Origin of the sequence: Methylosinus sp. C49, from assembly GCF_009936375.1 — a bacterium.
Taxonomy (GTDB): Bacteria; Pseudomonadota; Alphaproteobacteria; order Rhizobiales; family Beijerinckiaceae; genus Methylosinus.
The window spans coordinates 1109882-1122790 of record NZ_AP022332.1; the positions used below are offsets into that span (position 1 = coordinate 1109882).

Below are 12909 nucleotides of genomic sequence, written 5' to 3' on the forward strand. Positions count from 1 at the left end.
CATCAGAGTGTGAGGCATCGAAGTGACACAGAACGGGTGAGACATGGCGCACCTCTATGTCTGTTCGCTTACGAAGGTCGTCGACACGGTGCGCGCCAGCGGCGCGCGCTCGCTCATCACAATTCTCACCGCCGGCTCCTCGCTGGCGCGCCCGAGCGAAATCGTACCCGAGCGCCATTTGCGGCTCGCCGTCTCCGACATAGAGGCGGATCAGGACGGCCATGTGCTCGCCAATCGCGCGCATATTGAGAGCCTTCTCGCCTTCGCCGGCGCATGGGACCGGCGTGAGCCGCTGGTCATCCATTGCTACGCCGGCGTGAGCCGCTCGCCGGCGGCGGCCTTCATTCTCGCTTGCGCGCTCGCCCCGCAGCGGGCGGAGAGCGAATTGGCGTCCGAGCTGCGCCGCGCCTCGCCGACGGCGACGCCCAACCGCCGTCTCGTCGCTCTGGCCGATCGCATTCTCGCGCGCGACGGCCGCATGTCGGCGGCCATAGCCGAGATCGGCCGCGGCGCGGATTGCTACGAGGGAGCGCCTTTCGCGCTCGAGCTCGCCTGACCCATAGACGATGACGAGCTTCGATCATCGGCGCGAGCCGCCTGCATCTTCACGCCACTCGGAAGGACCGCTGCCGGTCGCCATCGGCCTGACGGCGGCGATCGTCGCGGCGCAGGAGGACGAGCCGCTCATCCTCACCGTCGCCGCCACCGGCGCGGATGCGCGCGCCGCTCTGCCCTCCGGCCCGTTCGATCCGGTGCGTCACCGCACTTTCGAGATCGGCCTGCGCGCCTGGGTCGCCGAGCAGACCGGCATGACGCTGGGCTATGTCGAGCAGCTCTACACTTTCGGCGATCGCGGTCGTCACGCCCGCGCCGGCGACCGCGATCCGCATGTGGTCTCCGTCGGCTATCTCGCGCTGACCCGGATCGCCGAGGAGCAGGCGGAGGAGATCCGCGGCTTTCGCAGCTGGTACGAATTCTTCCCCTGGGAGGATTGGCGCGGCGGCCGGCCCGAGGCGATGGAGACGACTATTCTGCCCGGCCTCTCGGCCTGGGTCGAGGAGGCGCCGGATGCGCTCTCTTCCTCCGGCCTCAGGCGGCGCGACCGCGTCAACCTCCTGTTCCGTCCGCAGGGAAGGGGTCTCGACGAGGAGAATGCGCTCGAGCGCTATGAGCTGCTCTATGAGGCCGGCCTAGTGGAGGAGGCTTGGCGCGACGGGCGCGAGGCGGCGTTGAAGCGGGGCGCCAAGCCGCCGCCGCTCGGCGCGCCCATGCAGCACGATCATCGGCGCATTCTGGCGACGGCGATGGGCCGGCTGCGCGCCAAGATGAAGTACCGCCCGGTGATCTTCGAGCTGATGCCGCCGGCCTTCACGCTCACCGAGCTGCAGCGGACGGTGGAGGCCATCGCCGGCCGCCACTTGCACAAGCAGAACTTCCGCCGCCTCGTCGAGACCTCCGCCGCCGTGGAGCCGACGGGGGAGGTGTCGCTGAAGACCGGCGGCCGTCCCGCAGCGCTTTTTCATTTTCGCCGCAATGTCTTGCAAGAACGTCCCGCGCCCGGCCTCAGGGTCGGAATCAGAGGATGATCCGACGGGCGATCGGATGGGTCGCCGTCCACCCGACCGCTCGAGGATGATCCGGCCGTTAAGAGACTATTCACCCTGTCATGGTGAATTTTCTCTTTATCGGACGTCAGTAGAGCGTAGGGGTGTTGCTTGAGCTATCTGTCGCCGCCGCCTGCTCCGGCGCCGGTCATCGTCTATAAGGACGTGGGCGGTTTCGTCTCGGAGTATCAGGCGCAAACGGAAATCTATCGCCGCGAGGGCCGCGAGGTTCGGCTGCACGAATGCCGATCCGCCTGCACAATGGCGCTCAGCCTTCCCAATGTCTGCGTCTATCCCGACTCGCAGGTCAAATTTCATTTGGCCTATAATCCGATAGACCATCAGACCGACGCCGGCGTCTCCGCGGAGCTCTTCAATTACTATCCGGCGGCGGTACGCGAGCGGCTCGGCTATCTCACTCGGCAATATCGGGTGCTGAGCGGCAATGAGCTGATCTCGCTCGGCATTCGCAATTGCAATGGCGGCGACCGCACGGTGGTCGCCAGCCGCGCCCGCCGCGGCGCGCAGACGGTCGCCGCCGCCGCGCCGGCCGCCGACCCGCTCGGCGATCTCGCGCAAAAGGTGCAAGGCGCGGTGTCGCGAGCCTTCGCCGATCCTGCCGCGCCGCCGCAGGGGCCGATCCGCCTCGCCCTCGCCGAGCGCGATCGGCTGTCGGCGAGCCGGGCCATAGATTCGACTCCGACCGCCTCTATCCGCGCCAATGAGCCTGCGCCGGTCGAGGCGCCCGAGCCGCCCCGCCGCCCGCCCTCCACCGCCTTCACCAGCGCGGATGCGCAGAAAGAGGCGCATTCGGAGCCTTTGCCGGAGATGGCCGCCTCGGCGCCGCTGATCCCCGGCGGGCAGCCGATTTTGGCCTCAGGCGCCTTCGTCCTGCCCCTCGCGGGAGGCGTGGCGCATTGACTTTCAACGGGAACTGGACATTGTGTCACTATGACGGCTGGGCAATTTTTCGCCATTATGTCGAAATAGCGTCCTTGCCTTACGGGCGAATCCGATTCGCCCATCACAAGAAGAGGCCGGGTCCCGCGACGCCGAGGCGCCGATAGGGACGAAGCCACGATCGATCTGCCGATCGATCGTCCGTGCGTTCGGCGCTCGCGTCTCGCAATTCATTTCGTCGGGCCTTCTCGCCCGTCGACCAGCGGAAAGAACAGACGTTTTGCACGATCGGCGGGAAGGCGCGCCTCTCCTCTCACGACGGTCTATCGCGCGGCTCGCGAGCGCCGCTGCTGCGCTCGTCACGGCGCTGGCTCCGTCCTTCACCGAGAATGCGGTCGCCAATGGCGAGACGCGCACGCTCTATCTCTTCCACAGCCACACCAAGGAGCAGATCGCCGCGACCTATCTGGTCAATGGCCGCTATGATTCCTCGGTGCTGGAGCAGCTGAACTGGTTCCTGCGCGACTGGCGCCGCGACGAGCCGACCAAGATGGACCCGCATCTGTTCGATGTGGTGTGGGAGGCCTATCGGCAGGCCGGCGCGACCGAGCCGGTCCATGTCGTCTCCGCCTATCGCTCGCCGGAGACCAACGCCATGCTGCGCCGCCGCTCGCGCGCCGTGGCGAAGTTTTCGCAGCACATGCTCGGCAAGGCGATGGACACGACGATGCCGGGCATGTCCATGGAGCAGATCCGCGAGATCGGCATGCGCATGCAGCGCGGCGGCGTCGGCTATTATCCCACCGCCGGCACGCCTTTCGTGCATCTCGACGTCGGCGGCGTCCGCTCCTGGCCGCGCATGAGCTACGACCAGCTCGCGCGCCTGTTCCCGGACGGCAAGACGGTGCATCTGCCGACCAACAACCAGCCGCTCGCGCGCTATGAGGAGGCCAAGGCCGAGATCGAGGCGCGCGGCAACGGCGCCTATGTTCCGGCCGTCGAGCGCCAGAGCAAGGGCCTCTTCGCCATGCTGTTCGGCGGCGGCGAGGAGGACGAGGACAGCGCGATCGCCGCGGCCCCGCCGCCTACTGCTGCACGCAAGCAATGGGCCTCTCTCGCGCCGCGGCGCTCGGGCCGCGTCTCGGCCGACGCCGAGGAGGAGAGCGCCGAAGCCGCGCCGGCCCCGAGCCGCCGCGAGCAGGAGCGCATCGCCGCGGCCGAGCGCAATCTGCCGCGTGGCGAGACGCAGATGCGCGCCGAGCCGGTCGCCGTCGAGCGTCCTGCCGAGCGGCAAAAACCGGTCGCCGTGGCCGCGCTCGGACCCTCCGCCGAGGAGGCGAAGATCGACGCCAAGCTCGATGCGGCTTTGGCCGCTCCTCTGCCGCCCCGGCGGCCCATGTTTCTCACTGTCGCCGGCGCGCCGCTGCCGCCCACGCGGCCGAGCGAGTTCGGCGCTCTGGCCAGCGTTCCCGCCGCTCCGCCCGCCCGCCGGGCCGGAGGCGCCATCGCCAGCCTCGTCGATCTCAGCGCCGCCAGCCTGCGCGGCGGCGTCAGCGAGGAGGCGCATAATGTCTCGCCGCCGCCAGTTCGTCCGGCGCAGCAGGCCGTCGCCAAGCCGGAGCCGCTGCTCGCCTACGCGCCCTCCGCCGCGCAATCGCTTCCCTATGGAAGCGATCTCGCGCCGGAGCTGCGTCTGCCCGCCGCCAAGCCGGCGCCGAGGCCCGCGCCCGCCAAGGTGGAGCTGGTGCCGGCGCGTCTCGACCGCTCCAATTTCCATGCGATGACGACGGGCGTGTCCGCGAGCCGGCTGCCCAGCGGCACGGCTCTCGGAACCACTTTCGCGGCGCCGCGCTCCGCCGCCCGCGCCGATACGGGGCTCTTCGCGCCCACGACCTCGAGCGGACAGGCGCAGGCTTTCGCCGGACAGGCGGCGATTTTGCCGACCGATCGGTTCGTCTCGGCGCGCTGAGGCCCCCTCCCTCGCTTTGCGGGAGAGGGAGCAGATTCCGCGCTAGATCAGTCCTTTATCTCGGTCTGAATGGTGTAGATGTCATAGGGCGGCGTCGCCTCGCCATTGGCGTAGGGCTCTGCCTCGCCGATCGCGCCATCGGGCGCGACCGAGCGGCGGACGATGCCGGCGAGCGGCCCGCCATAGACCTGGATCGCGATCGAAACCTCCTCGGCCAGCGCATTGGCGAGGGCGGCGGAGGGGCCGGTCTTGGAAAGCCGCGCTTCGACCGCGCCTTTCTCCAGCGTGCGCGCGTCTTCCGTCCCGCCGGGCAGGCGCCGCGCCACCGCGCCGCGCAGAACGCCGGCGATCTCCCAGACCCCCGGTTGCTCCAGCGCGAGGCCCGCGCCGCCGGCGAGCACGGAGGCGACGACGGCGAAGCGCTCCTCGCCATCGCTGTAGAGCTGGAATTGCCGCCCGCGGCCCGGCAGGGCGTCGGCGAAAACCGCTGGCAGGCAATCGTCGCTGGCGACGAGGCGGGTCATGAGATCGCGGCCGATGAGAAGAATCTCCCGCTCGCTGTCGGCGAGCTCGACCATCGACTGAATATCCCAGATGAATCGTTTGAGCGCCGGCGGAACCGGCCCTCTCTCGGTCGCGTGAGTGGTCATGCGCCTAAAAATGCAAGCGTCGCGCCATTGCCGCCCGGCGAGACTGGCGCCGCAATTGATGGGGCGTCTCTCGAGGGAAACGCGGGGACGGAGCAGGGCGGTGATAAAGGACTATATCCCGGAGCTGAGCGAGGTGCGCATGGTGCGTCGCGCGCCGGAGCGGCCTTTCGCGCTCAATGGCGCCGACGCGCGCTATGTCGAAGCCTGCCTGCGCGATTTCGAGGCGGCTTTCGGCCTCGACGCCTATCCGGGCGTTCCCTTCGAGCAGATCCCGGGGCGCGCGCTGATCGGCGACCTGATCGACTGGTGGCGCGGCATGGACCCGGAGGGCGAGGCGCAGCATAACGCCCATTCCCGCCTGCCCGGCGCGATCCGCCTGCTCGACACTGTGTCGGCGCTGATGGAGGAACTGTCCCAGCGTCGCGCCGGGGAGAGCTGAGCGCGCGGCGTTCAATTCTGTCGGTTAGCGGACAATTCTGGACGATTGCGCGCGAGGCGCGCCGGCGGACTCGCTCTATTCCGCGGCCTGCGGAGCCGGCTCCAGCGCGTCGCGCAGCAGCAGCGCGATATGGCGGGCCTGGCGGCCGCTGCCATGCTCGATCTGGTGGCGGCACGAAAAACCATTGGCGATCAGCGGCGCATCGGGCGCGGCGTCGCGCATCGCCGGCAGCAGCGACAGTTCCGCCATTTTCATCGACGTTTCGTAATGTTCGGCCTCGAGGCCGAAGCTGCCGGCCATGCCGCAGCAGCTCGTCTCGACAATGTCGAAGGTGAAGCCCGGAATCCAGCCGAGCACCTTCTTCGTCGCCTTCATCACGCCGAAGGCCTTCTGATGGCAATGGCCATGCACGACCGCCTTGGGCAGATCGAGCGGCTTCAGCGAGAGGCGCAGGCCCTTGTTCTGATATTCGCGGGCCAGAAACTCCTCGAGCAGATAGAGCTGCTTGCCGAGATCGCCGACCTCCGGCCCGAGGCCGAGGCTGTAGAGTTCGTCGCGCAGCGACAGCAGGCAGGAGGGCTCGAGGCCGATGATCGGCGTCTTGGCGGCGATCTCGTCGCGGAAGGCGGCGAGCACGCGCTCCGCTTCTCCGCGGGCCTTTTTCACCATTCCGGTGGTGAGATAGGTGCGGCCGCAGCAGAGCGGACGGTCCGGCTCGGAATCGGTCGGCGCCGGCTTGGCGATGCGCACGCTATAGCCGGCATGTTCCAGCACCTCGACGGCGGCCTCGGCGACATGCGGATCGAAGTGATGGCAGAACGTGTCGACGAAGAGGATCACTTCGCCGCGCGCGCCGGCGCTCGCCGCCGCCGGGGCGGAGCGGGCGAAAGCCGTGGGGGCCGGCTCGGGAAGGGGACGGCGGGCGGTGACGCCGATCCATTTTTCCGCGAGCTTGGAGAGAAGGCGCGAGCGATTGCGCAGGCGAATGGCGAAGCGCAGCAGCGCGCGATGGCGGCCCGTCCATTCCGGCACGCCGCCGAAGAGGCGCAGTCGCTTCGGCACGCCGACGATCTCATGACGCTGGGCGAGATATTCGGTCTTGATCAGCGTCATATCGACGGCGCTGGGACATTCCTTCTTGCAGGCCTTGCAGGAGACGCAGAGGTCCATCGCCTCGTCGAGGCGCGGATCGGCGAAGGCGCGCTCATCCGTGCCGTCATTGAGCGCGGCCTTGAAGGCGGCGACGCGCGCCTCGGTGGAATGCTTGACCTCGCCGGTGACGCGATAGCTCGGGCACATGACGCCCTTGGCGGTCTTCTGGCAGTCGCGGCTGTGCATGCACACGGCCACCGCCTTGGCGTAATTGCCGCCCGTCGCCGGAATGCCGGAATAGGCGTCGCCTATTCCGTAAGTGTCGTAAGCCGACCAGTCGAGAAATGTCTTCATGCCGCCCGTTTCCTCGGGCGGCATGAAAGCAATATTTGCGCCGTCAGACGGCGGCTTGCGCCTCTTCCGCCGGAGCGGCGGCCTGCTGCTCGGCGGGCTGCTCTTGCGGCTGCTCCTGCGCCGCGGGCTTGCGGCCATAGGTGATGATCCAGAGCCCGGCGCGGACCTGCTCTATCGCCTCATAGCCGGCGCGCTTGAAATAGGTCTCGAGCTCCTGGGGCGTCGAGGTCTTGCTGATCTGCGCCGGCCGCTCGAAGGGCGGCACCGCGCAATGCTCCTCGAAGAATTTCCAGCCGAGATCGGAGGTGATGTCCACATTGTCGACGAGCATGCGTCCGCCCGGCCGCAGAATGCGGAAGCCTTCCTTGATGTAATTGTAGCGATCCCATTCCTCGAGATGCATGAAGACGACCGTGCTGTAGACGACGTCGACGGAAGCGTCCGGCACGGCGGAGAGATCGAAGCCGCTGGTCGCTACCGTGCGCACATTGTCGAAAGCGGCGAGGCGCTGGCGAATATGGCCGAGCATGTTCTCGGCGACATCGGCGCCGATCCATTCCTTGCAGATCGGCGCGAGCGCGGCGCCGACGCGGCCGACGCCGGCGCCGATCTCCAGCACCACATCGTCCGGGCCGATGCCGACATAGGACTGCAGCATGTCGCGCGTGCCTTCGCCCATCTGGCGATAGAGGTCCTCGTCGATATAGCCGGAGACGGCCATTTTCGCGTCATTCTCGGAGACCGAGACGGAGTTCCAAATGTTCTTGTATTGGCTGCGGTTGAGCTTGACGTGCTCCACGGGGATCGGGGCGTTCTTCAGCCCGACCAGCGAACGAAGCGCGCGCACGATGCGGCGGCCGATGGGGAGCTTCTTGGCGTTGTCCTGAATGCTCATGCCGTTCCTCTGTGAAGAGGCGCCCGCTCGCGACGCGCGCCTTCGAATCTATCCGGCCTCAATGGAGGCGCGCCGCGGCGTCGTCAGCCGACCGAAGCGCTCCGTCTGGCGAAAACAGAAAATGTGGGCAGGACATTGCCCGCCGTCCCGATGATGTCGTTCAGCACGGTGACGTCGTCATAGCCGAGCGCCGCCAGCACGGCGAGAATGTCGTCCCGATGCATCCAATTGGGAAAGTCCATCGCGCCGCCGCAAAAGGCGACGCTGCGATCCCCATAGCCGCGCGCATAGTGGCGCACGTCCAGATTTTCGAATTTCTGCGTGAATGTATGCGGAAGCTGGTCGTCGTCGACCATGACCGTCCACAGATAGATGGCGTCGGCGCGCTCGGACAGGGCGCGCAGCAGCCGCAGCGGCTCGCGCATGTGATAGAGCACGCCGCTCGCCACGACGAGATCATAGCGCGGGCCGGCCTGCTCGAGCCATTGCACGAAATCGCCGAGATAGAAGCGCGTGTCGGGAAAGTCGAGGACTTCCCGCGTCACCAGACATTTCAGAAAGGCGAGCCGGTTGGCCTCCACCGCGTCGATATGGGCGCCGGTCTTCGCCAGCATATAGGTGTGCGCCCCCTCCAGCGGACCGAGCTCCAGCACGCGGCGTCCTGTGAGATCGCCATAGCGCTCGATGCACCAGGTGATGCGCGGATCGTCGAAGGCCGGCAGCCGCCCGGCGGTAAGCCCCAATTCGACGGGAAAATGGCAGTTCCAGCCCGGAATGGCGTCGATGGCGTTCTGGTGCGACGGCGCGCGCGTCTCCTCGCCGGAAAACAGACTGGCGACCGCGACTTCCTCGGAGCGGGGGCGCCGTCTGAACCAATTTCGTCCTATCAATGCGAAAACCTCGCCTTTCGAATCCCGGCCGCGGCGCAGCCCCTAGCACAAATTCCGCGGCCGCGCCTAACCCGGCGCGGCGGTCCTCGAGCGGCGGTCTCGGCCCGGCTTGCGCCCGCGCCCGGCTCCCCCCATCTTGACGGCGACTTCCGCCTCGGAGCCCTCATGCTGCAAGACGCCCTGGACGCCGCCCGTCAAATCTTCTCGCCGCCCTTTCGCAATGTCCTGCTCAAGAGCCTCGGCCTGACCTTCGTCCTTCTGGCGCTGGCCTGGACTGGCTTGGACAAGACGGCGCTGTCTTTTCTCACCGCCGACAATTATTGGTTGCGCGCGGTCGTGACCTTCGCGACCGGCGCCGGGCTCGTCGTCGGCCTTTCTTTTCTCATCGCGCCGATCTCCATCCTCGTCGCGGGATTTTTCCTCGACGATCTCGCTGATGTGGTCGAGGAGGAGATCGATCCGCACGGGCCGCGCGGACGTCCGTTGCCGGCCGGTCAGGCGATGGTGATGGCGCTGCGCTTCGCGCTGGTCTCGGCGGGCGTCAATCTTGTCGCGCTCTTGCTGCTGCTCGTGCCCGGCGTCAACGCCATCGTCTTCGTGCTGGCCAACGCCTATCTGTTCGGCCGGGAATATTTCGCCTTCGCCGCGACGCGCTATTGCTCGCTGGAGGAAGCCCGCGAGCTGACCCGTCGCCATGCGACGACATTGTTCCTCGCGGGCCTGTTCATCGCCGGCTTCGTCGCCGTGCCGGGCCTAAATCTGTTCACGCCGCTGTTCGGCGTGGCCTTCATGGTGCGCCTGCACAAGCGCCTCACGGCCCCGGCGGCCCGCGCGGAGGCGCGGGCGCGCTGAGGCTGGAGAGGGCCGGGCGGCTCAGGCGAGCCGCTGCGCCTGATATTGGCCGGTCTTGCGGTAACGGTAGAGGTAGCTCGGGACGATCGCCTCGATCGCCGTCGGCGTGATGCCGAGCCCTTGCAGCGTCAGCCCGGTGGCCTTGGCGTCGGCCGAGACCACATTGTCGTGGCGCAGCAGCTCCACCTGATCGACGGTCGTCGTCAGCAGGCTGGGGAAGAGGCCGAGCGAAAGCGAATGCAGCGTCTGCGTGATGCGGGCGATCAGCGCCCCCGTCGCGAAGGACAGCGGCCAGATTTTGACGTCGCGCTCGGCGACCTTCAGCGCATATTCGACCAGCGCGCGGAAGGTTTTCACCTCCGGGCCGCCGAGCTCATAGGTCGCGCCGGCCTGGGCGCGGCCGTCCACCGCCAGCGCCACGGCCTGCGCCACATCGCCGACATAGACGGGCTGGAAGCGCGTCGCCTCGCCGATCACCGGCTCGACCGGCAGATAGCGCGCCAGCGTTCCGAAGCGGTTGAAAAATTCGTCCTCCGGGCCGAAGACGACGGACGGGCGCAAGATCACCGCGCTGGGGAAGGCGGCGCGAATCGCGGCCTCGCCCTCCGCCTTGGTGCGAGCGTAAATGGAGCTCGAATTCTTGTCCGCGCCAATGGCCGAGATATGGACGAGATGCTTCACGCCCGCCGCGACGGCGGCCTCGGCGACGGCTTTGGCGCCCTGCGCGTGCAGGGAGGAGAATTTCTGCTTGCCGCCCTCGGCCAGCACGCCGACCAGATTGACGACCGCCTCGGCCCCGCGCACGGCGGCGGCGACGGAGGCCGGATCGCGCAGATTGGCCTGAACCGGGAAAATCTGCCCGACTTTGCCGAGAGGCTGCAGGAAAAAGGCGAGGTCCGGCCGCCGGCAGGCGACGCGCACGCGCCAGCCGTCCCGCGCGAGGGCCGCCACGACATGGCGCCCGATGAATCCCGACCCGCCGAACACCGTCACGATCCGCCCGGCATCCTTCACATCTGCGCTCATTCTTCGCCCCACGCCGCTTCGCTAAGGAGCGCTCGAGGATATCGCTCCGTTTCGGGCGGATGCTCTAGCGCGATTTGGCCGGAAAGGGAATGCGCCGCACGAGCGTGAACGAAGCGTGACGAGCGCCATTGACAAGCAGAGCGTCCGCCTCGTAAGAGAGCCGCGTTGCCCAGGTGGCGGAATTGGTAGACGCGCTGGTTTCAGGTACCAGTGGTGAAAGCCGTGGAGGTTCGAGTCCTCTCCTGGGCACCATCTCACTCTCGCAGAGTGTCTCGCTCGCTCGCTCTCGCAGGCGCGGCGGCAGTCGCGGGCGCCACGGCGGCGCATGCGACGGACCTTCGCTTCGAGGACCTCGGCGCGCAGAGGGCGATCACGTCCGTTTCCGCCTATGGCGCGACCTGCGACGACGCGGCGCTCGCAGCGGCCGCCGCGGCCGGGCGAACGATCGTCATCGACAGAATATGCGCGGTCTCGAGCGACCTCGCTCTGTCCGGCATGACGATGTGGCTCGTCGAGCGCGGCGGAGGATTTCGGGTCGCGAATCGCAAAGCGCTGACCTTCGCGGACGGGGCGACAATCGTCGCCGGCCCGTATCAGATTTTCAGCGGCCCCGGCGCCGTCAGGGGGCTGGCCTTTCCCAAGCCGGAATGGTGGGGGGACGCCGATCAGGCGGCGTCGGTCCAGGCCGCGCACGACAGCGCGAAATTCGCCGCGCTCCACCGCGGCGTCCTGGCGCCGCGGAACACGAAATATGGCGTCGATCTCGGCTGCGGATTTTATACATTCGCCCGGACGGTCGCGCTTTCCCCGGTGACATGGTTCCCGCTTCAATTCACCGGTTGCGCGGCGGCGCTCGGCGGCACGCGAATCATGGCCTCCGAGACATTCGAGGGCGAGGCGCTCGTCGATCTCGTCGCCCCTTCGTCCGCTTCCGAGCAAAACGCGTCATTCGATGTCGGCCAATTCCAGCTCGTCAACAATTCCGCCTATTCGGCGACGAGCCTTCTGCGCATCGGCAAGGATGATGGGACGTCGTTCAACCCCACGCAGCAGAACCGCATTCACGACATAGACTTCGAGAATTTCGTCAACGCCATAGAATGGCGCAATGGGCGCCTGATCGAATTTCGGCGCATCGGAATGTTCTCGACCGCTCCGCGCGCCTATTGTCTGAACATAAACCCGACGTCGAGCGCCGGCTCATTCGTCGGCGACGCCGATTTTTATCAAATGAACTGCACGCCTTGCCGTGGGACGCTGGCGTCCTGCTCCACCGGCGGAAGCTATACGCGCAACATATGGATCAAGGCCGATCATGCTCGCACGGGCGTCGCGGGCCTGCGCTTCCATGCGTGGGTCGGATATTACTCCGCGAAGAATGTGGAGATAGCCGCTTCGAACGGCGCCGCGATCTCGGACATATGGATCGAGACCGGCTCTCAATTCGACGGCCACGGCGAGGAGGGCGGTCCCGTCAATGGCGGAATTGTCGAAGCGACGGCGACCGGGACGGGGTCGATCATTCAGAATATCAATATCGGCAATATTTATGCGCGGGCGTCCTCGCCGAAGCATGTCGGCAGCGCCTTCACTTTCTCTGCCGATGCGGACGCTGCCGCCGGTGCCGGCGTGAATTCGATCAACATGGAAGGGACATGGATCGCCAATGATTCGGCCGGCGGGATTCTCGCGCATAATGTCCGCGGGCTGAAAATAGACGCGATTTTCGCCTCCTCGGGGTTCGTCGGACAGACCGCCGTTCGGCTGGAAGGATCGACCTCGGATGTGACGATCCATCTCGACATGCAATATTGCCTCGCGCCTTATATTTACGATTACGCCGTCGTGGCGCAGGACACGGTCGGCAATGTGAAGGTTTCGCCGTCTGCAGTCTCCGGCTGCGTCAGGTCTCCGTCGTCCAATTCCTCGCGCGGGACAGGGATCGACCTTTCGGGGCTCTGGCCGCGCTCTTCGGCCGACGGCCCGTCCGAGGCGAAGGGGCTGGCGACGCTGCTCGGCTCGACAGTCGCCTCTCTGCCCAGTTGCAATTCCGGCGCTTTCGGTAGAGTGGCCTATGTGACCGATGCGAGCGCGGCCATATGGGGCGCGAGGATCTCTGGCGGCGGCGCGACGAAGACGCTCGCTATTTGCAACGGAACGAATTGGGTGGCGCGATGAGCGGCCGCGCCGGAGGGGCTTGCAAGCCGGCTCCGACGGGACAAGAAGCGGAGACCCGCA

Annotated in this window: 12 protein-coding genes and 1 tRNA gene; 8 read left to right on the forward strand and 5 right to left on the reverse strand. The window is 67.1% G+C overall.

The genetic code is table 11. The annotated features are described in order from the left end of the window. Positions 1 to 43: 43 nt before the first annotated feature. The 4 genes from GYH34_RS05210 (at position 44) to GYH34_RS05225 (ending at position 4473) form a co-directional block, all read left to right on the forward strand. On the forward strand, positions 44 to 556 hold the full coding sequence (locus GYH34_RS05210; RefSeq protein ID WP_161912663.1) for a protein tyrosine phosphatase: 513 nt from the start codon (positions 44 to 46) through the stop codon (positions 554 to 556). A 10-nt stretch (positions 557 to 566) separates the two neighbouring features. Then, positions 567 to 1586, forward strand: a complete 1020-nt coding sequence (locus GYH34_RS05215) for an NAD regulator (protein WP_161912664.1) — start codon at positions 567 to 569, stop codon at positions 1584 to 1586. A gap of 129 nt (positions 1587 to 1715) precedes the next feature. Further along, a complete protein-coding gene (locus tag GYH34_RS05220) occupies positions 1716 to 2525 on the forward strand; it encodes a hypothetical protein (RefSeq protein WP_161912665.1) in 810 nt (269 codons plus the stop codon). 259 nt (positions 2526 to 2784) lie between these two features. Continuing rightward, on the forward strand, positions 2785 to 4473 hold the full coding sequence (locus GYH34_RS05225; protein WP_161912666.1) for a DUF882 domain-containing protein: 1689 nt from the start codon (positions 2785 to 2787) through the stop codon (positions 4471 to 4473). 47 nt (positions 4474 to 4520) lie between these two features. Here GYH34_RS05225 and GYH34_RS05230 read toward each other — a convergent pair whose 3' ends face one another. Then, positions 4521 to 5051 carry a hypothetical protein gene (locus GYH34_RS05230; protein ID WP_244635279.1) on the reverse strand — a complete coding sequence of 177 codons (531 nt, stop codon included), beginning with the start codon at positions 5049 to 5051 and terminating at the stop codon, positions 4521 to 4523. A 172-nt stretch (positions 5052 to 5223) separates the two neighbouring features. On the opposite strand from GYH34_RS05230, the gene GYH34_RS05235 reads away from it, so the two are divergent. Beyond that, a complete protein-coding gene (locus GYH34_RS05235) occupies positions 5224 to 5562 on the forward strand; it encodes a hypothetical protein (protein ID WP_161912668.1) in 339 nt (112 codons plus the stop codon). A gap of 75 nt (positions 5563 to 5637) precedes the next feature. On the opposite strand, the gene GYH34_RS05240 is transcribed toward GYH34_RS05235, so the two are convergent. The 3 genes from GYH34_RS05240 to GYH34_RS05250 form a co-directional block, all read right to left on the reverse strand. Then, positions 5638 to 7008 (reverse strand): (Fe-S)-binding protein, encoded by a 1371-nt coding sequence (locus GYH34_RS05240; protein WP_161912669.1) that lies wholly within the window; start codon positions 7006 to 7008, stop codon positions 5638 to 5640. Between the two features lie 43 nt (positions 7009 to 7051). Further along, positions 7052 to 7903 carry a class I SAM-dependent methyltransferase gene (locus GYH34_RS05245; protein WP_161912670.1) on the reverse strand — a complete coding sequence of 284 codons (852 nt, stop codon included), beginning with the start codon at positions 7901 to 7903 and terminating at the stop codon, positions 7052 to 7054. 83 nt (positions 7904 to 7986) lie between these two features. Further along, entirely contained in the window at positions 7987 to 8793 is an 807-nt protein-coding gene (locus tag GYH34_RS05250; RefSeq protein WP_161912671.1) for a class I SAM-dependent methyltransferase, read from the reverse strand. Between the two features lie 165 nt (positions 8794 to 8958). On the opposite strand from GYH34_RS05250, the gene GYH34_RS05255 reads away from it, so the two are divergent. Beyond that, positions 8959 to 9645 carry a sulfate transporter family protein gene (locus GYH34_RS05255; protein WP_161912672.1) on the forward strand — a complete coding sequence of 229 codons (687 nt, stop codon included), beginning with the start codon at positions 8959 to 8961 and terminating at the stop codon, positions 9643 to 9645. A gap of 21 nt (positions 9646 to 9666) precedes the next feature. Here GYH34_RS05255 and GYH34_RS05260 read toward each other — a convergent pair whose 3' ends face one another. After that, positions 9667 to 10671, reverse strand: coding sequence for a complex I NDUFA9 subunit family protein (locus GYH34_RS05260; protein ID WP_161912673.1), 1005 nt, complete (start codon positions 10669 to 10671; stop codon positions 9667 to 9669). A gap of 167 nt (positions 10672 to 10838) precedes the next feature. On the opposite strand from GYH34_RS05260, the gene GYH34_RS05265 reads away from it, so the two are divergent. Beyond that, positions 10839 to 10923, forward strand: a tRNA-Leu gene (locus GYH34_RS05265). 15 nt (positions 10924 to 10938) lie between these two features. Then, positions 10939 to 12849, forward strand: coding sequence for a hypothetical protein (locus GYH34_RS05270; RefSeq protein WP_161912674.1), 1911 nt, complete (start codon positions 10939 to 10941; stop codon positions 12847 to 12849). Positions 12850 to 12909 lie beyond the last annotated feature (60 nt).